The following is a 22172-nucleotide window of genomic DNA, read 5'->3' as shown; positions in this document are numbered from 1 at the left end:
GTTAGGCTCCCATCTTTCGGAGGGCCGCCATCAACTTCTCGATCGCTTCATCGACGAGGCACGCGGCATGGTTGTTGTTCGACCGCACGAACTCGTCGCGCAACTTCGACATGGCGAGGAAAGCGTCATCGGCGTGGGCTTCCTCGATCTCGCGGAGGCGGAGGGCGACGGTCATGCGGCACCGCCCGTCGCCTTGGCGATGGCAGCGTCCACCACGCCGCGAACGGTGGTGTTGTCCTCGGAGGCCCAACCGCTCGCGGGGTTGTTGTACCACTCGTAGAAGTTGAGGGCGCGATGGGCCTCAAGGAGAGCAGCAAGCAGATCGGGCGCGGCGGTGATCAGACGAGCGTTGGCGTCGCGCTGCGGACGGTAAACCGGCTTTGGGACAGGCCCCTTCTCGACGTCACATGAGACGAGAGCGAGGCAGCGCCAGTTGTGGGCCTGATCGCCAACAACGATCCACAGATCATCCTCAACGCCGTCTCCCATAGGGTCTTCGACGTGCCACGCGCCGTCGGTGTGCGCCCCGCTCACGCCGCCGCTCCAGTGAGATTGGCAAGCTCTTCACGAAGCTTGGCGATGCGCTGGGCGTTGGCCTTTTCAGGGTCCGCCATTTCGTCCGTCTCGCGGTCGATAGCGAACTGGATCCGATCAGCGAGGGTGGCGCCGGTAATGAACGAATGCTGGGTGCGGACCTTGCTGGTGAAGTAGCAAACGCCGAAGTCCTGCCGGAACCCCTTGGGGTGGCGCGCGTCGATCAGGAAGCTGGCACCCTCGGGGGTGTGGGCGAAGATGATTTCCAGCGCCTTGTTCAACGTCTCGCGCTCGGCGGCGGTCAGAATTGGATTGCTCACGGCAAAGTCTCCATCAAACGGTTGAGAAATTGGGCACCGGGCATATCGGCCGCGACCCAGATGACGTGCGCAGCGACGAGAAAGGCGGCTGCGATCCAGAGGGACGTGACGAGGGCACGCGGCTGCTCGTCGGTGTCGGGCTGGAGGGTTTCGGCCGCGACAATCTGCATCTCGGGCAGCGCGTCGGAATGGCTGGCGCGGTTGAAGGCCTCGCGGGCGTCGGTGTAGTTCATGCCGCCACCCGCTCGCCAGCAACCGCCGCCGCATACGCACGCCGGAACAGTCGATGAGCATCCGCCCTCGCCTCTTCGCGCGTCCGACCGGCCATCGTTGCAAGGTGGCAATGGCGCTCGAAGCTGCCGCAGCCGCGTTCGAGGGCAAGGTCCGCCTCGTCGATCGCCCTCAGGGTGTCGTCGAGATTCCAGATAGCCTGTTGAGCGGCGGACGGGGGCGCATAGTCGCGCTGATATTCCGGGAAGGCGCGGCGCTCTAACGCCTCGCTGACGCGGAAGTCGAGGTCGAAGGTGGCGCGCATCATTATGCCACCTTGCCGTAGTCGGCGGGCAACGCCGGGATGGCCTCGGGGCTGTCGAAGCCGAACATGGGGAGAAAGAAGAACGGCTTGCCCTGCTCGCGAAGGAGGCTGGCGCCTTGGATTTCGGCGCAGGCATATCCAGCGGCGGCCCGTGCGGCGACCCATGCGGCGGCCCATGCGGCGTCCCGTGCGGCGGCCCGTGCGGCGGCCCATGCGGCGGCCCGTGCGGCGACCCATGCGGCGGCCCGTGCGGCGTCCCGTGCGGCGACCCGTGCGGCGACCCGTGCGGCGTCCCATGCGGCGTCCCATGCGGCGTCCCATTGCTCATCCGTCATCCGGTCCATGTGCAGCCAGAAGGCCAGCACGATATGGGCCTGATCGCCCAGCACCTTTTCGGGATTGGTCAGGACGATCGAGGGCGCGCCGTCGATGCTGTCGTTGACGTTCCGCAGCAAGATCGCATGGGCGGTGCTGATGTTGAGCAGCTTGGCGGTTTCCGCGTCGGCCTTGGCCTGTTCGGTATCGGCCAGCTTACGGGGCGACCATCCGCCGAGCAGGTGCAGGACTTGCCCCTGCGCACACATGCACCCCATGTCGTCGGGAGGCGCGTTGCCATCCCCGTCATATGCCGACCAGTCGATCAGCGATCCCTTGTAGGGCTTGCCTTCGCCGCTGTCCCAGCGGGCGAGAATGTCGTCGAGAGTTTGTTGCGTTTGCATGTGCGGCTCCGTTTGGTGACGGGGCCGGTTGTAGCATCATTGCTAATCTGTGCAACTCATAATTTGCAATGATGCTAATTTATTTGCTGCACCCTCCCTGAAGGAGAGTGGATATGCACTACGATAATGAATGGAACATGGTCATCGTGATGGGAATGCTAGTCCTCTATCAATTCTGGCTCGGCCGCCCCCTACCATCACCGGCGTAGCGCGCCTGCCAAGAGAACCGTCAACGAAAATATAAATAGGAAAATGCCGCTTTCGTCTCGCCAATCAGCAACATAGACGATGCACAATAGGCAAGCGCAGAACACCATCCCGCATCGCGCAATGATGTCAGTTCCGCCGTACTCCTTAGCCACCCCCTCCCCCTTCCGGCATCCCCCGATGCCACCGCCCTATAATTAGAGCCGACGACCGAACCAGACTGGCCGACCCAATATCCTTGTTTCCTCGTGCCTTATCTCGGTCGCCGTATATTCGGTGTTCGACGAAAATAGCCGAACCAACCCGCCCGGCAAGCGCTCCACATTCTTGATTAGGTATTCGCCCCATTCCGCATCCCATATCGCGAAGGGCCCGGCTTGCGTTGGCGATCGATCGCGCTTGTCAACCAGCAGCTCGTCATCGTGGCGAAACGTCGGCTCCATCGAATTGCCGCGCACGCGGATCAAAACGAAGTCGCTGGGATGACCGCGAAAGACGCTCTCGATCAGATAGCGGGGAACGAGCGCGGTTTCTGGATCTCCATCACCCGTCCCTCCGCCACCCATTCCAGCATAGGTTGGCAGGACTTCGACCGACACGTAATCAATGTTCAGATCGGTTTCGGGCTGGTCTGGCTCTTCGTTCGACCAGCCGGGAAAATCAGAATATTTCGCCTTCAGCTTCTCAAGCGTCGGCACTGACAGGCGATGTTTGACGGGGTGATTGAGTGGGCGGGTTAGCGTCGACACCGCCAGCCCAGCATTGCGCGCGACCTCAGACGGGGACAGTTTCGCCCACTTGCTGAGTGCGGTGATCAGCGCCTTGTCGTTGTTCTCTTCGGACATCTCGACAGCGTTAGCAAAAATGCCATTAGCAATCTTGTAGCAAGATTGCTCTTGCTGATTAGCAATGATGCTATTAAGCATGGCTCATGACCCATGATGAACTCTTCGCGGATTGGGAGACGCGGGCGAAAGCCATCGGCTCCGACCTCTCCGCCGTCCGCAAGGCTGCTGGTGTCCACCCAGCCAATTTCTCCAACTGGCGCAATGGAAAGGGCGGGATGACGCTCGCCAGCATCCAGAAGGTCGAACAGGCTGTTGCCGACATGGAACGGTGCGCCGGTTTCGCCAAAGCCGACGCCGCATGAACGTGCTGGCCCCGATCCGCCTCTCGCCAGCACGCCGAGCGGCCGCGAACGCGCTTTTGGACCCTCAGCATGTCAGGGACTTTCGCGCCGCACTCTGCGCAGCAGAATCGCGCTTGAATGCAGAAGCGCCGCATATTCGGTCAACTCGTCGACCTCTGCACCGTCCAGATATTCCGCCACGTTGTCGAACGAGTTCGCCATCCGTCCCGCAGTTGTCTCGTGCAGCAAGCCGCGGCTTGCCATCTCTACTGCTAATCCTGACGATATCAGGGATAGTTCGGCGCACATTGCGAGCGCGATCGTCAGATCGTCGTCCATATAGTCCTCCCGCTGATCCACAGGTCAGAAGTCGGGACGCCTGACCGATGGCCGCTCCCTCACCCGCCCCCAGCATCCTGAGCGATCCGAGCGCGCAATTCTTCGATGAGCGTGTAGGCGCCGCGCTTCCCGTCGCCGTCGGCCTTGACGAGCGCGTCATCGAGACACGCGACGAAATGCTCATAGAAGCTGGCATCGACATGCTCGGCTTTGACGAGCGCGCGGGCCATCGCCCTGAACGCCAAGATCGTCGCGTAATCCATTCGAATCCCCTTCGTGCAGTCCCGAACATCGGCACGATAGGCGCGCTGCCGGGTGATCCGCAATGACACCCGGCAGCAACCCCCTTCCCCCGTACCCCGTCGTGCGCGGCAATCAGTCCGGCCCCGGAAACGGCACGCACCTCCTGCTGAGCCAGCCCTTCATCGTCGAGGATTGGAGCGACGACGAAGGCCCGCTGATGGTCGTCAGCCCCCTGAAATACCTGCGCTTCGACCGCGAAAGCGGCTGCGTCGTGGATCACCCCGTTCATACCGCGCTGACTGCCAGCAATTTTTCGGCCGACGCAAGCGAACCGTGATGGCTGTTCCATTTCGCGGTTAACGCCCCGCATTTTGTTAATTCCGTTTAACCACAGAGGTTTACCATGACCATCCTTCTAGGCCTCGCGATCTTTATCACCGGCGGCACTCTTGGCCTGTTCATCGGCTGCGCTCTGGCGGTTAGCTCGCGGTTCGACCTCATGGACGAACTCGACGATGCGGAGGCCGAGATTGATCGGCTGCGGGGCGCGTGATGGCGACGGCCTCGACCCTGCTCGCTTGCGCGTCGTCCTCGCTTGCTGCGGCCGGACTGACAGCCCTCTATTTCCGATCCCGCCTGAGCGCGGCGAGAGCGTCGGCCAACCTGTTCCGCCAATGGTGGGAGCGAGACAGCGCCCGGATGATCATTGCCGAGGCGCAAGTCGACCTGACGCGCCAGCAGCGGATCGACGCGGGCAAACTGTCGCACAAGGCTGAGCGGGAGGTGATCGACGCCCGAACTGAAGACCTGCGCCTGTGCAACGTCGCGCGCAAATCCCATCCACTGGAAGGCGCCCTTGCTGCGCCAACCAGCCCTGCGCGGGAGGGTTGCGGCCCTTCCGCGCCTTTCTCAAAGATTCCTGCCGGGGTTCAGCAGCCCGGAAAGCGAGCGGAACGGTCCCATGAGCGCCGATCGCACCGACAGGACGCGGAGGGCCCCTCTTACCCAACGCGGCTGGCGAAGGGCGATAGCATCGACCCGGAATGCCGGCTGGCGAAACCGCGCGGTGTGATTCCACCCCTGCTGACCAACACCACCATGAAAGGAGCCTAAGACATGGGCACGAAAGACGACGGACCCCAGAACGGCGGGGAGATTATCAAGCCGGATTTTGAACGCGCAATCAAGGTCATCACCAACGACCTTAATCCGCTGCTTGAAAAGTCAGCCAAGGTGCGCGGCGATCAAGCGGCGGGCTGGAAGGTCATCGAAGACGACTGCCATTGCAACAAGAAGGCGGCCAAGCATTTCCACGCCCTGATGCGCATGGATCCCGAACTGCGCGACGACTACTTCCGCACCCTGCGCGGTCTGCTCGACGTGTCGGGGCTGGGCATCTCGCGCGATCTTGTCGACGAAGCCGAAGGCAAGGAAGCCTCGCCGGTCATTCCGGTGGTCGACAAATCGCGGCCCGAACTTGCGACCGTGAATTAAGATGAAGCTGATGACGCTCGACCTGTCGAAGCGATCGTCGGGCATGGGCGGGTGGGATGGAAAATCCTCTCACCCGGTCATCCTGACGAAGCAACTCGGCTCTCAATTGACCAGCGTCGGCATGGCGTGTGGGCGGCTGCACGGCGCCATGAACGACCTCAACATGGTCATCGGCGGCGTTGACGCGATCTATTGCGAAATGCCACTCCAGCCCCAGGCATTGGCCGGTCACACGACATTCGATACCATCCTACTCGCCTATGGCCTCTACGCGCACGCGGAGAGCTTTGCCGAGGCGAAGGGCATCCGATTTCACGGTGTCAATCATACCGTCTGGGTCCGCTACTTTCTCGGACGGATGAAGCGCGGCACCAAGCGCGCAACACTGAAGCAACTCGCCATAGAGCGTTCCCGCCAACTCGGCATCTCTGTCGCCAATGACGACGAAGCCGACACTTTCGGAATCATGGATTACGCCTGCGAGCGCGAAGGCATTGTCCCGCCATGGCGCGCCAACGAGGTGCTGCGGCCTCCGTTGGGGGCGATGGCATGAAACCCGACGCCCTGAAATTCCAACGCGAACTTGCTCTGAAGCACGTCGCCAAGGCCCGCGCGTCCGATCACCCGATGACGGATCAGCGCATTGCCGCGGCGGTCGCGCCGACGGTGGGCGCGACCCCTGAACAGGTTCTGAAATGGATGAGGGGAGCGCGGTGATGCCGACGACGCACCCCGAACAGATACACCCGCGCTGCACGGAGGATCCGATGACCGATCGCGAGATGATCGACTTGTGGAAGACTGGCGAACCGATGGTTTCGATCGCGGCCAAGGCAAGGCGGCGCAATGGCTTGTCCATCGGCGAGGTCCGCGAAATCGTCCTGGGGAGGCCCAACTGATGGCCAGACCATACGCCATGTCCATTCCATCCGATTATGACCCGGCGATCCCGCTTCGACAGGCGACAGAGATTTACGGCGTGTCGCGCGGAACGCTCGGCAAATGGCGCCAAGAGGTCGGTTATAAGGGCACGCCCGGCGCTCTTGCGCCATGGACCGACATTGAGGACCAACAGCTCAGGGCCAACTTCAACACGTTGACCTATGACCAGCTTGCGGCGCTGATCGGGCGCTCCGCTTGCGCCATCAGGTCGCGTGCGGTCGCGATGGGCATGAGGAAGGCATCGACACAGTTTCAGCCCGACCGACGCGCCAAGTTCGAGGGCCAGCGCGCGAAAGGCTATGCCGACCTCGCCGCCGAATATGTGCGCTGCCATGACCGGGTCGCCATCTTTCGTTGCGATGCGGACGGCACCCCGAACCCCAAGGGCCAGTGCTGGCGATACGGCCATGCCGTTCTGACCGAGGGCGAGTTGTTCGCCAAGGCTGAGCGCAAGGGCTGGCGGGCGGATGCGTGGAAGGAATTGGCCGCGTGAGCCGCATTCGCTCCATCCACCCCGGATTTTTCACCGACGAGGATATTGTCAGCGTCAGCATGGCTGCGCGGATGCTATTTCTCGGTTTAGGGGTAGAGGCTGACGATAAAGGCATCTTCGAGTGGAAACCGCTCACGTTGAAGATGCGTATCTTCCCCGCCGACAGCATCGAAGTAGCCCCGCTGCTCGACGAACTCGCGGGCGCGGGCAAGATCATGTCCTATGAAATCGATGGAAAACGCTTCGGCGCCATCGGCAACTTCGCGAAATTCCAGAGACCGAAGAATCCGAACGATATTCACCCTGCGACGGATGAAGCTCTTGAATTTACAGGACATTCGGAAAAGAAAATTCCCCCTAAGGCGGAAGCGAAATCTCCAAAAGGAGAAATGAACGGCGCTAAAGTCGGAGCATTTCCCCTTTTGGGAGAAATTGATCCGCAGATGGAGGAGGGAGAGGAGGATGGAGAAGAGATAGAAGCTAAAGCTTCTCGTCCATCTGGCGATGAACCCTCGCTGCGGCCTGAGCATGTCGTGGAAAAATGGAATGAGATCGCTCCAGGGATGGGCAAACCCAAGGTTCGGGACATCACGCCAGAGCGTCGGCAACTGCTGAAAGCCCGGATCGCCCAATATTCGATCGACGATTTCGTGACCGTGTTCGGCAACATTCGCGGCTCCCCGTTCCTGCGCGGCGACACCGGGAAGCACTTCTGCACGTTCGATTGGGCCATGAAAAAGGCCAATTTCCAGAAGATTATCGAGGGGAACTACGGTGACTAACCCGCTTGATTTGCGCGGTGTAAAGGATGGCGGAAGCGGCGATGTGTTCGATCCGCAAGGGCTGGAAGCCTATTGCATTCGGATCAACGAAAAAGGCTTCGTCAAGGCGAACAACTGGCAGTATTTCGTCAACCGCCGCAACCTTGAGACAGACCCGGACATGCCGCCGAAGTGGCAGCATTTCGTCGATCGCCGCGACGGTGCGCGCCTCGTTCCCGGGCCAATGGCCAAGCAGGTTGCGAAGGCGCTCATCCCGCCACGCGATGTCCGCCAGCCCTATGCGGATTGATCCGATATGACCGCCACCGACCAATGAGATACGGACAGGACCTTCTTGGGCAGACCGAAAGCCGTGTCGTCATCGACGAGGTTAATTCGTGGATCCGGCGCACCGGGACGAATTATAACCGGCTGGTCACCGCCGCAGGCGTTGCGCCCTCGACGCGCTCCGCCGTTCGAACTCGCCAACGACGCCTGACGATCGACACAGCCGATAAGCTGCGGGCCGCAATGGCCGCCTATCCTCACGGCATCGAACGAGGCGAGCATAAGGCTCGCGTCCGCCAGGCGGCACGGCAAGCCCTCGATCGCCAGCGCGCAAAGCAGAGCCGGGACTATCCCGCCGCCCTTGTCGATAGCAGCCTATGCGTCAAATGCGGCGCCCGCCGTGTTCTGGGATGCGAGCACCATCCCCTGATTTTGAGCGCCGCCCCCCTGAATGAAAGGATATGAGCATGACTGACGCCTTAAGAATGAGCCCCGTGCCGGCCTATCACGACGCGCTGGTAGCGGACGGCTGGCAGGAGAAGATCGGCGGCTATTTCCGCACCGGCCGTGTCTGCTCAGTCCACAGCGGTCCCGTGCGCGCGTCGTGTGACATCAGAACCGACGTGCTCGATCTTGTCGTTGACCCCGTCAGCTACGCTGATCGCGAGTTCGCGGCGGCCGTTGTGGCGGCGGAAGGCCCCCGATGGCTCTGACCCCAAAGCAGCAGCGATTCCGCGACGAGTATCTCGTCGACATGAACGCGACGCGGGCTTACCGCGCAGCCGGGTATCGGGGCAGCGATGCCGTCTGCGCGGTCGAGGGCAGCAAACTCCTTAGAAATCCTAAGATCGCGCTTGCCATTGCGGAAGCGATGGAGGCGCGCTTAAAGCGGACGAAGATCGACGCCGATTGGGTGGCGAAGCGCCTCCAGGCCGAAGCCGAAGCTGATCTTGCCGATCTATACGATGACAACGGGAACCTGCTGCCGGTGAAGCAATGGCCGCTCATCTGGCGGCAGGGTCTGGTCGCCGGCGTCGAAACTGTCCGCGAGAAGGGCCGCGACGGCGACGGGGACGGGGTGGTCGACAAGGTCAAGCTGTCGGATCGCATCAAGCGCATAGAACTTCTCGGCAAGCATGTTGATGTTCAGGCCTTCAAGGACCGTGTCGAGGTCGATGTGACCGACGACGCGGCCAAACTGCTCGCCGAGGCAAGAAAGGCCGCCGGTCGCTGATGGCTGACATGATCACGCCTGCCGAGTTCCGCCGCGAGATACTCCGCGACCTGGGCAGTTTCACTCATGATCCGCTCGGCTTCGTTCTCTGGGCATGGCCGTGGGGCATAAAGGGAGGGCCGCTCGAGAACGAGGAAGGCCCGGACGAATGGCAGCGCGAGCAGCTTGAGGAGATTGGCGCGCGGCTCCACGACGATCCGTTCCGGCTGATCCGCGAGGCCACGGCGAGCGGGCATGGCATCGGCAAATCGACCGAGGTTGCATTCATCTGCCATTGGGCGCTGATGACGCACGAGGACACGCGCGGCGTCGTCACGGCGAACACCGACACCCAGCTACGCACGAAGACATGGCCCGAGCTGGGCAAATGGTATTCGATGCTTCGCTTCCCGATGCTGCGGGAGATGTTCCGGCTAGAGGCGACCAGCTTCTTTTCGACCCAGCGCGGTCACGAGCGCAACTGGCGTATCGACGCCATCCCGTGGAGCGAGCGCAACACCGAAGCCTTTGCGGGCCTGCACAATGCTGGCAAGCGCACCATCCTGATCATGGACGAGGCATCCTCGATCATTGATCCGATCTTCGAAGTGTCGGAAGGCGCGCTCACCGACGCCGATACGGAGATGCTCTGGGCGATCTACGGCAACCCTACCCGCAACACCGGGCGCTTCAAGGAATCGGTCGAAGGGAAGTTTCGCCACCTCTGGCGCCACCGGCAGATTGACAGTCGCACCGTCAAGCGGACGAACAAGGACCGGCTGCAAGAGTGGGTCGAAGCCTATGGCGACGACAGTGATTTTGTTCGCGTCCGCGTCAAGGGGCAGTTTCCCCGCGCCGGTTCGATGCAGTTCATCGCCAGCGATATAGTCGATGCCGCCATCTCTCGCGGAGATATGAACACCCCGACATCGCCGGTCATCTTCGGCGTCGACGTCGCGCGCTATGGCGATGACAAGACCATCTTGTCTGCCAGACAGGGCCGCGACGCTCGCTCGATCCCTTGGCTCGCATGGCACGGCAACGACATCCAGCGCGACCTGATGCGCGTCGCCGGGGACATCGCGATACACGCGAAGAAATATGGCGCCGATGCAATTTTCGTCGATCGCGGCGCGATGGGGCCTGGCCTGATTGACCGGCTCAACCAACTCAATGTCCCCGGCGTCTTTGGCATCAATTTCGGCGATCGCGGCGGGCGGGTCATGGTCGGCGAGAATTTGGAAATCGAAACTGCGAACAAGCGTGCGTTGATGTGGGCGTCGATGAGAGAGTGGCTCAACGGCGGCACGATTCCCGATGACGACGAATTGAAAGCGGACCTGACGGGCGTCGAGTATGGTTATGGTCCCGACCAGGTCGCGCTGCAACTTGAGCGCAAGCAGGATATGAAAAAGCGCGGTCTTGCCTCGCCTGACCGTGGCGATGCCCTAGCGCTGACATTCGCTGCGCCGGTGGAGCGCCGGATTGATCGGGACCAATCGCCGCTGCCTCGCCGTGCTTACGACCCTTATGCCGACCTCTGATTTTGAGCGCCGATACACGCTGAAATAGCGTCGCCTGCGAAAGGTGATCGCTCCCGATGTGTATGCCGAAAGCCCCCGACGTTCCGCCGCCGCCCGCGCAGCGCCAGGCAATGAAGGCCCCGGAAAGCAAAGTCGCGGGCGTCGATGACGATCCGATGCGCCGACGTCGCGGGTATGCCGCGCTGATGTCAGCGGCAGGGCCTTCTCTCAGCACGCCGATGACGACTTCGACCCTCGGTGGCTGAACGCATCGACATTCGTGGCATCCCGCATCTTCGCTTCGAGTGCGAGTGCGGCCAGCGCCAGCAAAGTCCCGAACCAGAGGACAGCAAGGTGAAGTGCGCGCGCTGCGGGAAAGAGCATGTCCCCGATGAGTGAGACATTGTCCCTTCGTCAACCGCCCCAGGGCGCGCCGAAAGGCGAGAAGACACGCCGCGAGCATGTCGAGAAGGTCGCTAGCGCGTTGAAAGCGCAGCGCACCGACTGCGAGAATGATTGGTATTCGATCGCCGACTTCTCGGGCTATGGCTCCGTCGCCAGCTTGGCTGTCAACAGTTCCGGAAAAGAGCGCCCGAAGACGCGCCAGCTTCTCGACAGCCACCCCATACTCGCGTTCCGCACCGTCGAGGGCGGCATGTATTCAGGGCTGTCGTCGCCCAATCGCCCGTGGATCGAGTTCAAATTCGCCGATCCCGACCTCAACCAATATCAGGCGGCACGCGAGTGGCTCGACGATTTCCAGACGCTTATCTACGCGCTGTTCGACGCCTCGAACTTCTACCAGGTCGCGCGCCAGAATTATGGCTCGATGGCCCGCTTCGGTCCTGCCTGCGGAATCATGACCGAACATCCGCTTCAGATTGCCCCGTGCATCGGTGTCGGCGTCGGCGATTACTGGCTTGGTCTGAACGACGCCTTCAGCGTCGATACGCTGATGCGCAATTGTCCGATGACGGTGGACCAGGTCGTCAAGAAGTTCGTCGGCAGGCCGGGTGGCGCCTATGACTGGTCAACCGTATCGACGAACGTCAAGAATGCGTGGGACCGGTCGAATTACGGCCAAATCGTCCCTTGCAAGCAGCTCATCGAGCCCGGCGCGAACGACGCCTGGGATTCGGTGATATGGGACTGCAACGATCAGCGCAAAGATGTGTTGCTCGAAGGCAAGCGCTATAACGAGCAGCCTTTCTGGGCGCCGCGATGGATCACTCGCGACGGTGATCCGTCGAACTATGGTCGCGGCGTCGGGCACGACTGCCTTGCCGACATGCGCGAGCTTGCCATGCAGGCGAAGAGCAAGCGCGAACTGACCGATCTTCTCCGGAAGCCGCCAACAGTCGGGCCTGCCCGCGACCTCGATATGCGTCCCGGTGCCCACACTTATGTGGCGGACATGACCCAGGTGCAGGCGGTCAAGCCGATCTATGAAGTCCAGTCCGGAGCGATACAGGCGGTTCGCGAAGATATGGCTGAAATCAAGCAGTCAATCGACCGGTTGGCCTTCGCCGACCTGTTCATGGCCATCACGAACATGCCCGGCGTTCAGCCGCGCAACGTCGAGGAACTGCTGCGGCGCGATCAGGAGAAGATGTCGCAGATTGGTCCTGTCGTCGAGATGGTCAACGACGACATGCTGCCCATTGCCGTCCAGCGCATGATTGGCATTGCTCGCCGCGGTAATCTCATTCGGCCGGCGCCGGAAGAATTGCAGGGCCGCGAATTGAAGGTCGAGTTCGTTTCGGTGTTGGCGATGGCACAGAAAATGCTCGGGCTCTCCACGACGGAACGTGTCGTTGGCTTTGTCGGTTCGCTCGGCTCGATCTTTGGCCCGCAGGTTCTCGACAAGATCGACCCCGACGCGATCATCGACGATTACGCCGAGCGCGCTAACCTGCCGGCGAAAGCGGTCCGCGATGCTGCTGCCGTCAAGCAGATGCGCGACGCGCGGGCTCAGCAAGAGCAGATGGCGCAGATGGCGGCGATGGCGCAGCCTGCCAAGGATGCGACTACGGCGGCCTTGAACATCGCCGAGATGTCCAACGATACGGCGCAGTTCTGATGGCTGCGCGCGGCCCCATTCCTGTTGCGGATGTCGACTGGCTCATCCAGCAACCCCCATTCCAGCGCGTGATTTTTGAGATTTATAGAACGAGCGGTATCACCCGCTTTACTCGCGAAGAGCAGGCACGCCTTTTCAGTGAAGGCAAGCGCTCCTTGGGGCTCGAAATTCTCGGCTGGTTCTCGGCAACGCCCGGCGAACCTGATGACGCAATCGCCATGGCGATCGATGCTGGGAAGCAATTCACACCCCCGAAAGGAACGAAGCATGACGACCGAGACTGACCCCAATGACGCAACCACCGATGCCGCTGAAACTGCGGCGGCTACAGCGATGGGTGACGCGGCAGCGGCCGAAACCAATGCCGGAACCACGGATGCCGTCAAGACGGACGAAGTGAAGGTCGAGCCGACCCCCGAGGAAAAGGCGGTCGCCGACGCGGAAGCCGCCAAGACGGCTGCGGAATCGATCATCGGCGCCCCCGAGGCCTATGACGCGGCGGCGTTCACGATGCCCGAAGGTGTCGAGTTCGACGCCGAGATGTTCGATCTGGTCAAGGATGACCTGAAGGGCATGGACCTCAGCCAGAAGGGCGCCGAGAAGGTTGTCGGGCTGTTCGCCGAGAAGGTGGCGCCCGCCATCGCTGCGCGCGCCACCAAGGCGATCGACGATGCTGGCGCCCAACTCAGAGCCAACCTCGCGCGCGATTTGCAGGCCGACCCCGAAATTGGCGGGGCGAAGCTGAAAGAGAGCCAGGCGTTCGCCGCCAAGGCCATCGCGCATTTCATCCCCGACGCACCGACCCGCTCGGAGTTCTCGAAATTCCTAAACGAAAGCGGTCTCGGCGATCATCCGCTCCTTGCCCGCGTCATCGCGGGCGCCGGTCGCGCGATCTCCGAAGCCAGCACCCCGCTTGGCGGCGGTGGCAATGCCGAACTTACGGCCTCCGAAAAATTCTATGGAAGAAAGGGTTAATTTATGACTGTTCTCGGCACCCAGCTTCACACCCTCGCCGACCTGACGGCTCGCATCGACCCCGATGGCAAAGTTGCCGTCATCGGCGAATGGCTGTCCCAGACGAACGAGACGCTCGAAGACCAGCTTTGGCAGGAAGGGAATCTGCCGACCGGCGAGCGCACTACCGTTCGTGTCGGCCTGCCCACTGTCACGGCTCGCGGCCTCAATCAGGGCGTCGATCCGTCGAAGAGCCGCGTCGCCCAGGTCGACGAAGGCGCGGCCATGTTCGAGGGTCAGAGCGACATCGACCGCCAGGCGGCCATGATGTCCGGCGCCCCGGACAATTATCGCCTGACCGAAGCGACATCCTTCTATCAGGCGCTGTCGAACGCGCAGTCGCAGACGCTGTTCTACGGCAACGCCGCGTTTAGCCCGAAGGAATATACGGGCTTGGCGCCACGCTATAACAGCCTGTCCGGCTCGACGAAGGATCAGATTATCGATGGCGGCGGCACCGGCACCGACAATTCGTCGATCTGGCTGATCGTGTGGTCGCCCATGGGCGTCAAGGGCATCTATCCCAAGGGCTCGAAGGCGGGCATCACGCACATCAACGTCACCGGCAACACCGGCACCGCAGACGACGGCTACGAGGTCGGTCACTATGTGAACGATGCCGATGGCAAGCGCTTCCTCGCCGTGTCGGACAACTTCATCTGGAAGGTCGGCCTTTCGGTGAAGGACCCCCGCTACGCCGTCCGCATCCCCAACATCGACAAGTCGCTCCTGCTGCCGAATTATTCGACCGGCGCGCAGATCGAGATGCTGATGGTGCAGGCGCTGGAGCGCGTCGAAGGCCTCAACATGCCGGGCACCAAGGCCGCTTGGTATATGCCGCGCAACATCCGCGCGATGTTCCGCCAGCAGCTCGTCAACAACGCGAACAATTCGAATTTCTCCTACGAAACCGTGGGTGGGAAGCGCGTCCTGATGATGGGTGAGGTTCCGGTGCGCCGCGTCGATGCGCTCAAGGCCGACGAAGCTCGCGTCGTTTAATCGAGACAGGAAAGGAATAGGATCATGATTACCGATCGCGAACTCACGTTCTCGAATAACCAGGCGGTCACCACCGGCACGCAGGTTTCGACCGATGTCATCGATACCGGCGCCGCCGGGATCAACATCAACACCAACCGCGAGTTGCAAATCTTCGTCGCGGTCACGGCCGACTTCGCCGACGGCACGAGCCTTGCGGTCAACCTGATCGAAAGCGCCGCTTCCAACCTCGGCACGCCGACTGTTCTCGTCGGCTCTGGTGTGATTGCGGAAGCGAACCTGAAGAAGGGCGCCGTCCTGCTCCGCCTCGCGGTGCCGCGCACGAGCAAGCGCTACCTCGGGCTGCAATTCGTCACGGTCGGCACGCACACCGCCGGGACGGTCTGGGGCGGCTTCGTTCGCGATACCGACGACACGACCATCCCCGCGTTCGTCACCGGCTACTAAGGAAAGGTCTGAGCAATGGGTAATCTGGTTGAAGCCATCGTCCGTGGCCCCGAAAGCTACTTCGACGGGCGGCTTTTCGCTCCCGGAGAGATCGTCACCGTCGATGAAGACCTTGTGTCCGACGAGGACCAAATCGAAAAGCAGGTTACGTTTCGACTGGCCCAGCCGGTCGTGAAGCCCGATGGCGAGCTCGTCTTCGAGGCGACGCGCACGGTGCAGACGCGCACCCTCTTTCTGCCGCTCGCTTCGGCTACGGCGGCCACATCCGTTGCCGGGCATGACCGCCTCAACGTCACCGACTTCCTCAAGGGCGGCTCCGACGACATCGTTGCGAGCATCTCGGGCGGTAAGGTCGACGACTATCTCGCCGCGATCGAGCAGGCCGAACTGGCTCGCCGTGGACCGGCACGCGCTGCGGTAAAGGATGCCATCGCGGCGCGCCTCGCTGCCAAGGGCTGAACCGCCATCCGTGGGGGCAGAGGGCCGGGAGAAATCCCGGCCCTTTGTTTTGAGCGCCGATATCCCCGCGCATAGCGTCGCCCCATGGCAATCCATCCCTCCCGCCCTCGCGGAACGAGCCGCAAGCCGAAGCGGCCAAACTCGCGCCCCTATGATCGCGGCCGGGTGACGGCTTTGGAGGGCGCCGTCGAAGACCTTCGGGAGAGTGAATAATGGCCCGCAATATCGTTCAGATTTGCAACGAGGCCATTTCGGACCTTCCCGCGCATCCGATCACCGGCATCGACGACAACCGCACAGAAGCGCGCGAGTGCAACCGGCATCTGAACAGCGTCGTCGCTGACCTGATCGGAATGCACGACTGGACCTTCGCACGCCGCCGCGCGGCCCTGGCGTCCGTCGAGAACGACCGGGAGGGTGAATGGCGCTATGCTTATTCGCTCCCCGATGAAATCGTCTCCCCGATCGCGCTGGTTCGGGACGTGAGCGCAACATCGGTTCCGGGGATTGTCGTCACGCCCATGCTCTATTGGCCGCTGGCGAGCGTCGGCTATGAGCTGATCGATTACACGCTTGCCGACACCAAACTCTACACCAACCTCGAACTCGCCATCCTCGAATATTCGATCGACGCGGTGCAGCCGAACAAGTGGCACCCCCTCTTTGCGCAGGCCGTGATCCGCCTGCTCGCCGCGCGTATCTATCGTCCCATCCTTGGCGAGAAAGCCGACACGCAGGAATGGGTCGTCAAGCAGCGTGTTGCCGAAAGCGCGGTCAACGTCGCGATCGCCGACGACCTCAACCGCTATCCCAGACGGCGCAAGGAATTTGTGGCCGAAGGGGTCGCCGCGCGCCTTGGTTATGCGGGTGCGGCATGGCCTCGATAAGCAAGCGCAACTTCACGCGAGGCATTTTCTCGCCTGTCGTCCAGTCCCGGCGCGATGTCGATGCGTGGAACGCTGGGGCCCGGCGTCTCACGAATGTGACGCTGCTCAAATATGGCGGCGTGCGCAAGAGGCCGGGAACTTTGTTCGTCTACCGTCTTCCTGAAGACGACGACGACACACGCCTGCTCCCGTTCACCTATTCACCGGGGCAGAGCTATGCCCTGCTCATGGGGCAAGCGACAATGAAGCCGCTCGCGCTGGGCGGTGCAGTGCTTTCCGAAGGGTTCGGCATCACGGCGATATCGCAGGCTAATCCGGGCGTCGTGACGGCCCCCTTTCATGGCCTCGCCAGCGGCGACGAGGCGTTCCTGACCGGCTTCGAGGGAATGGATGAACTGGACGGCCGCACGGTCACTATCACCGTCATCGATGACGACAATTTCAGCATAGGCGTCGATACGAGCGGATATGCCGCCTTCGTGTCGGATGATGGTGTTGTGCGGGTTGCGCCTCCTGTTCCGCCCCCTGCTCCCCCGCCTGTCCCTGCGCCGACGCCCGCACCGACGCCCGCACCGACGGTTCCCCCTGGCGGCGGTGGCGGTGGCGGTGGCTGGCTGAATCCGCTTCCCTGATGGCCGTCTATCCTCTCTATAAGATGGCGACGCCGTATAATGCGCCGGAACTGGTCGACCTCGATTTCGCTCAGTCGTTCGACACGATCTATCTCGCGCATCAATATTACCCGGTGTCGAAGCTGGTTCGGGCCGATCATGCCGACTGGGCCTATAGCCAGGTGAGCTTTTCGCCCGGCATTGACCCGCCAACCAGCCTTGCTGCGGTGGCGACGGTCGCGAACACGGACGCGGCCAACACGGGCGATTCCTACTTTCCGCAGGATTATTCCTACATCGTTTCAGCGGTGAACGGCGATGGACAGGAAAGCCGGGGCTCCACCCCGGATGGCGCGACCAACGACACGGAACTGCCGCGAAACTACACCAGTATTTCATGGACGGCGCCCACCGGAGACGTCGAATATTATCGTGTCTACAAAGCGCATGAGAGCGGCAGCTTCGGCTATATCGGCGAGACCGAATCCCTGTCGTTCGTCGATGATGGATACCAGCCCGACTATTCCGACGCGCCGATCGAGGCCTACACGCCTTTCAATGCGACCGGGAAATATCCCGCCCGCCTCGGATTTTGGGAGCAGCGGCTTTGGCTTGGCCGCTCGACAAGCAGCCCGAACGGGGTCTTCGCCACCCGCACGGCGGACTTCGAGAATATGGATTTCGCCCGCCCGCAGCGGGAGAATGACAGCATCGCAATGTCCATATCGACCGGCGAGAGCAATGTCATTGAAGCCTTCATCCCCATGGATCGCCTGATTGTTGGAACCAGCGATAATATCTTCTCTCTGGTCGGCCCCAATGACGATATCCTTGTCCCGACGCCGCCGCCTGGCGCCAAGCGCCACGTCGGCCGCGGCATGGACCTACCGAAGCCGGTCGTGGTCGGTGAGGTGGCCTTCTACCAGCCGCGCGTTGAAACGGGCCTGCGCACGCTCGGCTATACCTTCGAGATCGATGGCTACCGCTCGAACGACGTGTCGATCTTTGCGCCGCACCTCTTCGAGAATTTCCGCATTGTCCGCATGGCATATCAGGCGGAGCCGGGATCGGTCCTGTGGTGCGTCCGCAATGACGGAGTGCTGCTCGCCCTGACATGGGAGGCCGAGCAGCAAGTCTGGGGCTGGACCGAAATGGACGTCGGCGGGTTCGTCTTGGACGTGTGCTGCGTCCCGGAGGGCGAAGAGAACCGCGTCTACCTGACGGTCGAGCGCGAGATAAACGGCGAGACGGTGCGCTATGTCGAATATCTCGATCGGCTGAAATGGTCCGATTACCGCACAGCCTCCTTCCTCGATTGCTCGAAGATCTACATCTTTGACGATCCCCAGACGAGAATCCTTGGCCTTGGGCATCTTGAGGGCCGGGAAGTGATGGTCCTCGCCGATGGCTTCAGCGTGACAACCACCGTCGTCGGCGGGGAAATCCAGCTAGCCGACGCCGCGACCAACGTCATCGTCGGGCTGGCCTATGATGCGATCATCGAAACGATGCCGCTTCCGCCAGAACCGAACAAGAAGATCACCGGGGAGATATATGTCGAACTGGTTGAAAGCTTCGACGTCTATGCTGGCCGGGTCGAAAGCGAACTCGAGCTGCTCACGACGCGGCGCGAGGGCGAGATAGGCGCGCCTATTCCCTTCACCGGCCTGCCCGAACCAGCGCACCCGACGCAGACCGTCGATCGCGAGGCGACGATCATCGTCAAGCAGACATCCCCCTATCCGATGACGGTGACGGGGCTCTATTACGGCGTCGAAGCGAAAGGGCGCGGGTGAGGCTGGTTGAAGCCGAACCTGCGCATATCCCGTTCCTCGCCGAGAACATGCGCCCTTCCGACGTCGCTGAATGCGCGGCATTCGGGCGAGACCCTTCCGACGCCTTGGCGAACGCCCTCACAATCTCCTTGTGGGCGCTGACCGCGATCGTCGACGATCAGCCGCACGCCATGATGGGCGTGGCGTCTCGCAGCATGATCGAGGGCGTGGGCATTCCGTGGATGCTCGGAACCGAACGGGTGTATGACCATGGCCGCGACCTCGTCCGCCATGCCCCCGTCGTCCTCGCCGAGATGCACGCAACCTTCCCCCAACTGGAAAACCTTGTGTCGGCCGACAATGCGCGCGCCCTTCGATTCCTGCGCCACGTCGGTTTTGAGATTTGCGAGGCGCCGATCAATGTCAGCGGGACTGCGTTCCTGCACTTCCATCGAGGAGGGCCTAGCCATTTGTAATCCCGGACTTCTCGCCATCGGCGCGGCAGCGGTTTCCGCTGCTGGTCAGATTCAGGGCGGTATCTATGCGTCGAAAATGGCGCGCTATCAGGCCCAGGTCGCCGAGCAGAACAAGCAACTGTCACGCGAGGCGGCTTCTGACGCGATCGTGCAGGGGCAGGAACAGCAGCGCCAGCTCGGCCGCGAGGTGGCCGGGCGCGTCGGTTCGCAAGAGGCACGGATGGCGGGCAATAACGTCGATATCACCTCCGGCAGCGCCGCGCGCGTCATCGCTGACACGAAGATGATCGGTCAGGAGGATTCGGCGGCAGAGTCGGAGAATATCCGGCGCAGGGTCAAGGGCCAGCAGATTTCGGCGTGGAATTTCGAATCGCAGAAGCGTGCATCGAAGGCCGAAGGCAGGCAGGCGATCGTTGCCGCGGGCTTCGGCGCCGTGAGCACGATGCTCGGCGGCGCGCAGCAATATTCAAACTGGCGTGCAAAGCAAGGGGCTAGCGGCTGATGGTCAGCGTTCCTGTCACTCCCGGCCGATCTGTTCAAGTTCAGGCCCTGCCAGAGGAGCGTTTCCGATACGCGGAGGCGCGCAACTATATCGGCCCGGCGATCCAGCAGGCGGGCGACAATCTAAGCCGTGTCGCGGCTGGCTGGGACCAGATGGAGGCGACCTATGACGAGGCGGCGGTCAAGAAGATCGCCGTTGCAGTCGATGACCGCAAGCGTCAGCTTCTCTACACGGGCGACGATCCATTCTTCAGCAAGCAGGGGTTTGACGCCAGCACCGCGCGTGAAGGTGTCGAGAAGAGCTTTGCGGAGATGCGCGACGAAGCGTTGTCGCAGGCTCAGAATAAACGTCAGCGCGGAATGCTCACCGACGCGCTCAACAAATCGTTCGGAGCAAGCCTTGAGGACGTTGCCAAATACGCTACCGGCCAGCTCAACGTCGAATGGGTAAAGCAAACCGACGCGCGGCTTTCTGGCTTTCAGCAAGACGCCGTCCGCCTCTACAGCGACCCTGAACGCTATGCCGACAATATTGCTGGCGGCCTCGCCGAAATCCAGAGCCTCGCCGATCGGCAGGGCTGGAGCGAAGATCGTGTCGACGAAACTGAAGAGCGGTTCGTGTCCGGCGTTCACACCGCCGTGATTAACGGTCGTCTCACGGCGGACGATCTCGACGGGGCGCTGGCCTTGTTCACGAAATATCGTGACGATCTATCCTATAATGATGCGCAGGCGATCGAGACGAAGCTTCAGCCCGCTATCCAGTTCAGGAAGGCGGACGAAAGGGCACTCGTCGCACTCGGCTCCGTGCCAACGTCCGGCCCCGACGATGCGCCTACGCCCGGTGTCGCCGCCGACCTTTACGGCCAGTTGCAGGCGATCGAAAGCAACGAGAGCGGCGGGAGGCATTTCGACAAGTCGGGCCGTCCCCTCACGTCGTCAGCCGGTGCGGTCGGGGTCATGCAGGTAATGCCCGCGACAGGCCCCGAGGCGGCGCGCTATGCTGGCCTCGCCTGGGACGCCGAGCGGTTTCGCACCGACGCGGACTATAACCGCGCGCTCGGCCAGGCTTATTATAAGGAAATGCTCCGTCGGTTCGGCGGCGATCCGGTGAAAGCAGCCGCGGCATATAATGCCGGGCCGGGGTCAGCGGCCAAGGGAACCGGGGTCAATGGAGCATTGGCGAAGGCGCGCAAGGCTGGAGAGCCCGATAACTGGGTTGCCTATCTTCCCGCCGAGACGCGCGACTATGTCGCCAAATTTCAAAAGAAGACCGGCGCCGCGGCGAGCGGCAATAGTGAGGCTCGTAAGTGGGACTTGTCGGCGGCCTACACGGAGCTTGAAGATCGGGCGAAGCGTGAGGGATGGACGCCGGAGGATCTGGAGCGCGCGCGCCAGCGCGTCGATGAATATGTAAAGCGCGACGAGATGCTCGCGGGGCGCCGGGAGGCGGACGAGTTCGATAAGGCCTTGTCGACAGCCGATGCGCTCGGTGACAGCTTCACCGACATCAGCCAAATCTCGAATTTCAGTAAACTCTCGCCCGAACGTCAGCACACGCTGCGCAATATGGCGGACGCGAACAAGCGAGCGGTCCTCACCGCGCAGGCGCCGAAAGCGAATAGCGACCTCGCCATCGGCCTTGAGAATATGGCGATCGAAGACCCCGAGAAGTTTTTGCAGCAGGACCTCCGCATCATTCGCTCGCAGGTCACGCCGGATGAATATGCGTCGCTGCAAAACAAGGCGGCGACCATCCGCGCCAAGCCTCAACAGGAAATCGCATTTCGCGGCGCGATCAGCGGCACGATCACGATGTTTGCGACCCCCGAGATGAATTTGGACGGCAAGCAGAATGCCGATCGCAAGCGCAAGGTGATGAGCATCATGGAGACTTACCTTCGCGGTCACGTCAAGGAAGGGGCGCAGCCGACCCAATCCCAGCTTAACGAGGCGATGCGCTTCGCGACGGGCAGCGTCCAGACGCCGCGGGGCGGCATCGCGGGCGCGCTCGGGTTCGGCGCCAAGAAGACGCCGCGCACCGATTTGCCTGCCTTTGATGTGCCGTCCGACATCTTCAATGCCTATGTGCGCGGCTATCGCGCCGAGCATGGTGGACGTTCGCCAACCGATCAGGAAATCGAGACCTGGTGGAATAAGAACAAGGGCAATTACCAGTGATT

General features: G+C 62.0%; 36 protein-coding genes. 27 read left to right on the top strand and 9 right to left on the bottom strand.

Annotated features, from left to right (window positions below; genetic code table 11):
• Position 1: 1 nt before the first annotated feature.
• From CVO77_RS21170 to CVO77_RS00350, 7 genes are all read right to left on the bottom strand, one after another.
• Complete coding sequence (locus CVO77_RS21170) at positions 2–175, bottom strand: hypothetical protein (protein WP_158257944.1); 174 nt, start codon at positions 173–175, stop codon at positions 2–4.
• Positions 172–534, bottom strand: coding sequence for a hypothetical protein (locus CVO77_RS00375; RefSeq protein ID WP_105997387.1), 363 nt, complete (start codon positions 532–534; stop codon positions 172–174). Before CVO77_RS00375 ends, CVO77_RS21170 begins: the two co-directional genes overlap by 4 nt.
• Positions 531–854, bottom strand: a complete 324-nt coding sequence (locus tag CVO77_RS00370; protein WP_105997386.1) for a hypothetical protein — start codon at positions 852–854, stop codon at positions 531–533. The genes CVO77_RS00375 and CVO77_RS00370 overlap by 4 nt, the downstream gene beginning before the upstream one ends.
• Complete coding sequence (locus CVO77_RS00365; protein WP_105997385.1) at positions 851–1087, bottom strand: hypothetical protein; 237 nt, start codon at positions 1085–1087, stop codon at positions 851–853. Before CVO77_RS00365 ends, CVO77_RS00370 begins: the two co-directional genes overlap by 4 nt.
• Positions 1084–1392 carry a hypothetical protein gene (locus tag CVO77_RS00360; protein ID WP_105997384.1) on the bottom strand — a complete coding sequence of 103 codons (309 nt, stop codon included), beginning with the start codon at positions 1390–1392 and terminating at the stop codon, positions 1084–1086. Before CVO77_RS00360 ends, CVO77_RS00365 begins: the two co-directional genes overlap by 4 nt.
• Positions 1392–2108 carry a hypothetical protein gene (locus CVO77_RS21390; protein ID WP_192878849.1) on the bottom strand — a complete coding sequence of 239 codons (717 nt, stop codon included), beginning with the start codon at positions 2106–2108 and terminating at the stop codon, positions 1392–1394. Before CVO77_RS21390 ends, CVO77_RS00360 begins: the two co-directional genes overlap by 1 nt.
• 404 nt (positions 2109–2512) lie before the next feature.
• Positions 2513–3241 carry a S24 family peptidase gene (locus CVO77_RS00350; RefSeq protein ID WP_105997383.1) on the bottom strand — a complete coding sequence of 243 codons (729 nt, stop codon included), beginning with the start codon at positions 3239–3241 and terminating at the stop codon, positions 2513–2515.
• A 5-nt stretch (positions 3242–3246) separates the two neighbouring features.
• Between CVO77_RS00350 and CVO77_RS00345 the strand changes: the two genes are divergently transcribed.
• Entirely contained in the window at positions 3247–3465 is a 219-nt protein-coding gene (locus CVO77_RS00345) for a hypothetical protein (RefSeq protein ID WP_105997382.1), read from the top strand.
• Positions 3466–3537: 72 nt separating this feature from the next.
• Here the strand turns inward: CVO77_RS00345 and CVO77_RS20935 are convergent, their stop codons facing one another.
• Together CVO77_RS20935 and CVO77_RS00340 are read right to left on the bottom strand one after the other, a co-directional pair.
• Entirely contained in the window at positions 3538–3783 is a 246-nt protein-coding gene (locus tag CVO77_RS20935; protein WP_146130788.1) for a hypothetical protein, read from the bottom strand.
• Between the two features lie 59 nt (positions 3784–3842).
• Positions 3843–4046, bottom strand: a complete 204-nt coding sequence (locus tag CVO77_RS00340) for a hypothetical protein (protein ID WP_105997381.1) — start codon at positions 4044–4046, stop codon at positions 3843–3845.
• A gap of 62 nt (positions 4047–4108) precedes the next feature.
• On the opposite strand from CVO77_RS00340, the gene CVO77_RS00335 reads away from it, so the two are divergent.
• From CVO77_RS00335 to CVO77_RS00215, 26 genes are all read left to right on the top strand, one after another.
• Positions 4109–4363, top strand: coding sequence for a hypothetical protein (locus tag CVO77_RS00335; RefSeq protein WP_146130787.1), 255 nt, complete (start codon positions 4109–4111; stop codon positions 4361–4363).
• A gap of 66 nt (positions 4364–4429) precedes the next feature.
• Positions 4430–4579 carry a hypothetical protein gene (locus CVO77_RS21165; RefSeq protein ID WP_158257943.1) on the top strand — a complete coding sequence of 50 codons (150 nt, stop codon included), beginning with the start codon at positions 4430–4432 and terminating at the stop codon, positions 4577–4579.
• On the top strand, positions 4579–5139 hold the full coding sequence (locus tag CVO77_RS00330) for a hypothetical protein (protein WP_105997379.1): 561 nt from the start codon (positions 4579–4581) through the stop codon (positions 5137–5139). The genes CVO77_RS21165 and CVO77_RS00330 overlap by 1 nt, the downstream gene beginning before the upstream one ends.
• A gap of 3 nt (positions 5140–5142) precedes the next feature.
• Entirely contained in the window at positions 5143–5520 is a 378-nt protein-coding gene (locus CVO77_RS00325) for a hypothetical protein (RefSeq protein ID WP_105997378.1), read from the top strand.
• A 10-nt stretch (positions 5521–5530) separates the two neighbouring features.
• Positions 5531–6073 carry a hypothetical protein gene (locus CVO77_RS00320; RefSeq protein WP_146130786.1) on the top strand — a complete coding sequence of 181 codons (543 nt, stop codon included), beginning with the start codon at positions 5531–5533 and terminating at the stop codon, positions 6071–6073.
• Positions 6070–6237 carry a hypothetical protein gene (locus tag CVO77_RS21160; protein ID WP_158257942.1) on the top strand — a complete coding sequence of 56 codons (168 nt, stop codon included), beginning with the start codon at positions 6070–6072 and terminating at the stop codon, positions 6235–6237. The genes CVO77_RS00320 and CVO77_RS21160 overlap by 4 nt, the downstream gene beginning before the upstream one ends.
• A 50-nt stretch (positions 6238–6287) precedes the next feature.
• Positions 6288–6419, top strand: a complete 132-nt coding sequence (locus tag CVO77_RS21775) for a hypothetical protein (RefSeq protein ID WP_275541960.1) — start codon at positions 6288–6290, stop codon at positions 6417–6419.
• 17 nt (positions 6420–6436) lie between these two features.
• Entirely contained in the window at positions 6437–6955 is a 519-nt protein-coding gene (locus tag CVO77_RS00310; protein WP_105997375.1) for a hypothetical protein, read from the top strand.
• A complete protein-coding gene (locus tag CVO77_RS20930; protein WP_146130784.1) occupies positions 6952–7737 on the top strand; it encodes a hypothetical protein in 786 nt (261 codons plus the stop codon). Before CVO77_RS00310 ends, CVO77_RS20930 begins: the two co-directional genes overlap by 4 nt.
• Positions 7730–8026 carry a hypothetical protein gene (locus tag CVO77_RS00295; RefSeq protein WP_158257941.1) on the top strand — a complete coding sequence of 99 codons (297 nt, stop codon included), beginning with the start codon at positions 7730–7732 and terminating at the stop codon, positions 8024–8026. The genes CVO77_RS20930 and CVO77_RS00295 overlap by 8 nt, the downstream gene beginning before the upstream one ends.
• A 23-nt stretch (positions 8027–8049) precedes the next feature.
• Positions 8050–8469, top strand: coding sequence for a hypothetical protein (locus tag CVO77_RS21155; protein WP_105997371.1), 420 nt, complete (start codon positions 8050–8052; stop codon positions 8467–8469).
• A 2-nt stretch (positions 8470–8471) separates the two neighbouring features.
• Entirely contained in the window at positions 8472–8717 is a 246-nt protein-coding gene (locus CVO77_RS00285; RefSeq protein WP_105997370.1) for a hypothetical protein, read from the top strand.
• Between the two features lie 41 nt (positions 8718–8758).
• On the top strand, positions 8759–9238 hold the full coding sequence (locus CVO77_RS00280; protein ID WP_242446034.1) for a terminase small subunit: 480 nt from the start codon (positions 8759–8761) through the stop codon (positions 9236–9238).
• A complete protein-coding gene (locus CVO77_RS00275; protein ID WP_197709656.1) occupies positions 9238–10761 on the top strand; it encodes a terminase in 1524 nt (507 codons plus the stop codon). Before CVO77_RS00280 ends, CVO77_RS00275 begins: the two co-directional genes overlap by 1 nt.
• A 370-nt stretch (positions 10762–11131) precedes the next feature.
• Positions 11132–12820, top strand: coding sequence for a portal protein (locus CVO77_RS00265; RefSeq protein ID WP_158257940.1), 1689 nt, complete (start codon positions 11132–11134; stop codon positions 12818–12820).
• Positions 12820–13104, top strand: a complete 285-nt coding sequence (locus CVO77_RS00260) for a hypothetical protein (protein WP_105997366.1) — start codon at positions 12820–12822, stop codon at positions 13102–13104. The genes CVO77_RS00265 and CVO77_RS00260 overlap by 1 nt, the downstream gene beginning before the upstream one ends.
• Entirely contained in the window at positions 13088–13795 is a 708-nt protein-coding gene (locus CVO77_RS00255) for a hypothetical protein (protein WP_105997365.1), read from the top strand. Before CVO77_RS00260 ends, CVO77_RS00255 begins: the two co-directional genes overlap by 17 nt.
• Positions 13796–13798: 3 nt before the next feature.
• Positions 13799–14833 carry a major capsid protein gene (locus tag CVO77_RS00250; RefSeq protein ID WP_105997364.1) on the top strand — a complete coding sequence of 345 codons (1035 nt, stop codon included), beginning with the start codon at positions 13799–13801 and terminating at the stop codon, positions 14831–14833.
• A gap of 24 nt (positions 14834–14857) precedes the next feature.
• Positions 14858–15280 carry a Bbp16 family capsid cement protein gene (locus tag CVO77_RS00245; RefSeq protein WP_105997363.1) on the top strand — a complete coding sequence of 141 codons (423 nt, stop codon included), beginning with the start codon at positions 14858–14860 and terminating at the stop codon, positions 15278–15280.
• Between the two features lie 15 nt (positions 15281–15295).
• Positions 15296–15739 (top strand): hypothetical protein, encoded by a 444-nt coding sequence (locus CVO77_RS00240; protein WP_105997362.1) that lies wholly within the window; start codon positions 15296–15298, stop codon positions 15737–15739.
• Positions 15740–15951: 212 nt separating this feature from the next.
• Positions 15952–16626: a phage connector family protein gene (locus CVO77_RS21150; protein ID WP_158257939.1), complete on the top strand. Its 675-nt coding sequence runs from the start codon at positions 15952–15954 to the stop codon at positions 16624–16626.
• Positions 16614–17258 carry a ubiquitin-activating E1 FCCH domain-containing protein gene (locus tag CVO77_RS00235; RefSeq protein ID WP_158257938.1) on the top strand — a complete coding sequence of 215 codons (645 nt, stop codon included), beginning with the start codon at positions 16614–16616 and terminating at the stop codon, positions 17256–17258. The genes CVO77_RS21150 and CVO77_RS00235 overlap by 13 nt, the downstream gene beginning before the upstream one ends.
• Positions 17258–19033 (top strand): phage tail protein, encoded by a 1776-nt coding sequence (locus CVO77_RS00230; protein ID WP_105997360.1) that lies wholly within the window; start codon positions 17258–17260, stop codon positions 19031–19033. Before CVO77_RS00235 ends, CVO77_RS00230 begins: the two co-directional genes overlap by 1 nt.
• A complete protein-coding gene (locus CVO77_RS00225) occupies positions 19030–19488 on the top strand; it encodes a hypothetical protein (RefSeq protein ID WP_105997359.1) in 459 nt (152 codons plus the stop codon). The genes CVO77_RS00230 and CVO77_RS00225 overlap by 4 nt, the downstream gene beginning before the upstream one ends.
• A 76-nt stretch (positions 19489–19564) precedes the next feature.
• On the top strand, positions 19565–19990 hold the full coding sequence (locus CVO77_RS00220) for a hypothetical protein (RefSeq protein ID WP_105997358.1): 426 nt from the start codon (positions 19565–19567) through the stop codon (positions 19988–19990).
• Positions 19990–22170 carry a transglycosylase SLT domain-containing protein gene (locus CVO77_RS00215; RefSeq protein WP_105997357.1) on the top strand — a complete coding sequence of 727 codons (2181 nt, stop codon included), beginning with the start codon at positions 19990–19992 and terminating at the stop codon, positions 22168–22170. The genes CVO77_RS00220 and CVO77_RS00215 overlap by 1 nt, the downstream gene beginning before the upstream one ends.
• Positions 22171–22172 lie beyond the last annotated feature (2 nt).

Source organism: Sphingopyxis lindanitolerans (genome assembly GCF_002993885.1).
Taxonomy (GTDB): Bacteria; Pseudomonadota; Alphaproteobacteria; order Sphingomonadales; family Sphingomonadaceae; genus Sphingopyxis; species Sphingopyxis lindanitolerans.
This window is presented reverse-complemented; position numbering and strand designations above follow the sequence as displayed.

What these genes read in the sequence shown, in the direction of transcription:
- CVO77_RS21170 (WP_158257944.1), bottom strand. Translation starts at nt 175, where the DNA reads ATGACCGTCGCCCTCCGCCTCCGCGAGATCGAGGAAGCCCACGCCGAT.
- CVO77_RS00365 (WP_105997385.1), bottom strand. Translation starts at nt 1,087, where the DNA reads ATGAACTACACCGACGCCCGCGAGGCCTTCAACCGCGCCAGCCATTCC.
- CVO77_RS00360 (WP_105997384.1), bottom strand. Translation starts at nt 1,392, where the DNA reads ATGATGCGCGCCACCTTCGACCTCGACTTCCGCGTCAGCGAGGCGTTA.
- CVO77_RS21390 (WP_192878849.1), bottom strand. Translation starts at nt 2,108, where the DNA reads ATGCAAACGCAACAAACTCTCGACGACATTCTCGCCCGCTGGGACAGC.
- CVO77_RS00350 (WP_105997383.1), bottom strand. Translation starts at nt 3,241, where the DNA reads ATGCTTAATAGCATCATTGCTAATCAGCAAGAGCAATCTTGCTACAAG.
- CVO77_RS00345 (WP_105997382.1), top strand. Translation starts at nt 3,247, where the DNA reads ATGACCCATGATGAACTCTTCGCGGATTGGGAGACGCGGGCGAAAGCC.
- CVO77_RS20935 (WP_146130788.1), bottom strand. Translation starts at nt 3,783, where the DNA reads ATGGACGACGATCTGACGATCGCGCTCGCAATGTGCGCCGAACTATCC.
- CVO77_RS00340 (WP_105997381.1), bottom strand. Translation starts at nt 4,046, where the DNA reads ATGGATTACGCGACGATCTTGGCGTTCAGGGCGATGGCCCGCGCGCTC.
- CVO77_RS00335 (WP_146130787.1), top strand. Translation starts at nt 4,109, where the DNA reads ATGACACCCGGCAGCAACCCCCTTCCCCCGTACCCCGTCGTGCGCGGC.
- CVO77_RS21165 (WP_158257943.1), top strand. Translation starts at nt 4,430, where the DNA reads ATGACCATCCTTCTAGGCCTCGCGATCTTTATCACCGGCGGCACTCTT.
- CVO77_RS00330 (WP_105997379.1), top strand. Translation starts at nt 4,579, where the DNA reads ATGGCGACGGCCTCGACCCTGCTCGCTTGCGCGTCGTCCTCGCTTGCT.
- CVO77_RS00325 (WP_105997378.1), top strand. Translation starts at nt 5,143, where the DNA reads ATGGGCACGAAAGACGACGGACCCCAGAACGGCGGGGAGATTATCAAG.
- CVO77_RS00320 (WP_146130786.1), top strand. Translation starts at nt 5,531, where the DNA reads ATGACGCTCGACCTGTCGAAGCGATCGTCGGGCATGGGCGGGTGGGAT.
- CVO77_RS21160 (WP_158257942.1), top strand. Translation starts at nt 6,070, where the DNA reads ATGAAACCCGACGCCCTGAAATTCCAACGCGAACTTGCTCTGAAGCAC.
- CVO77_RS21775 (WP_275541960.1), top strand. Translation starts at nt 6,288, where the DNA reads ATGACCGATCGCGAGATGATCGACTTGTGGAAGACTGGCGAACCGATG.
- CVO77_RS00310 (WP_105997375.1), top strand. Translation starts at nt 6,437, where the DNA reads ATGTCCATTCCATCCGATTATGACCCGGCGATCCCGCTTCGACAGGCG.
- CVO77_RS21155 (WP_105997371.1), top strand. Translation starts at nt 8,050, where the DNA reads ATGAGATACGGACAGGACCTTCTTGGGCAGACCGAAAGCCGTGTCGTC.
- CVO77_RS00285 (WP_105997370.1), top strand. Translation starts at nt 8,472, where the DNA reads ATGACTGACGCCTTAAGAATGAGCCCCGTGCCGGCCTATCACGACGCG.
- CVO77_RS00280 (WP_242446034.1), top strand. Translation starts at nt 8,759, where the DNA reads ATGAACGCGACGCGGGCTTACCGCGCAGCCGGGTATCGGGGCAGCGAT.
- CVO77_RS00275 (WP_197709656.1), top strand. Translation starts at nt 9,238, where the DNA reads ATGGCTGACATGATCACGCCTGCCGAGTTCCGCCGCGAGATACTCCGC.
- CVO77_RS00265 (WP_158257940.1), top strand. Translation starts at nt 11,132, where the DNA reads ATGAGTGAGACATTGTCCCTTCGTCAACCGCCCCAGGGCGCGCCGAAA.
- CVO77_RS00260 (WP_105997366.1), top strand. Translation starts at nt 12,820, where the DNA reads ATGGCTGCGCGCGGCCCCATTCCTGTTGCGGATGTCGACTGGCTCATC.
- CVO77_RS00255 (WP_105997365.1), top strand. Translation starts at nt 13,088, where the DNA reads ATGACGACCGAGACTGACCCCAATGACGCAACCACCGATGCCGCTGAA.
- CVO77_RS00250 (WP_105997364.1), top strand. Translation starts at nt 13,799, where the DNA reads ATGACTGTTCTCGGCACCCAGCTTCACACCCTCGCCGACCTGACGGCT.
- CVO77_RS00245 (WP_105997363.1), top strand. Translation starts at nt 14,858, where the DNA reads ATGATTACCGATCGCGAACTCACGTTCTCGAATAACCAGGCGGTCACC.
- CVO77_RS00240 (WP_105997362.1), top strand. Translation starts at nt 15,296, where the DNA reads ATGGGTAATCTGGTTGAAGCCATCGTCCGTGGCCCCGAAAGCTACTTC.
- CVO77_RS21150 (WP_158257939.1), top strand. Translation starts at nt 15,952, where the DNA reads ATGGCCCGCAATATCGTTCAGATTTGCAACGAGGCCATTTCGGACCTT.
- CVO77_RS00235 (WP_158257938.1), top strand. Translation starts at nt 16,614, where the DNA reads ATGGCCTCGATAAGCAAGCGCAACTTCACGCGAGGCATTTTCTCGCCT.
- CVO77_RS00230 (WP_105997360.1), top strand. Translation starts at nt 17,258, where the DNA reads ATGGCCGTCTATCCTCTCTATAAGATGGCGACGCCGTATAATGCGCCG.
- CVO77_RS00220 (WP_105997358.1), top strand. Translation starts at nt 19,565, where the DNA reads ATGGCGCGCTATCAGGCCCAGGTCGCCGAGCAGAACAAGCAACTGTCA.
- CVO77_RS00215 (WP_105997357.1), top strand. Translation starts at nt 19,990, where the DNA reads ATGGTCAGCGTTCCTGTCACTCCCGGCCGATCTGTTCAAGTTCAGGCC.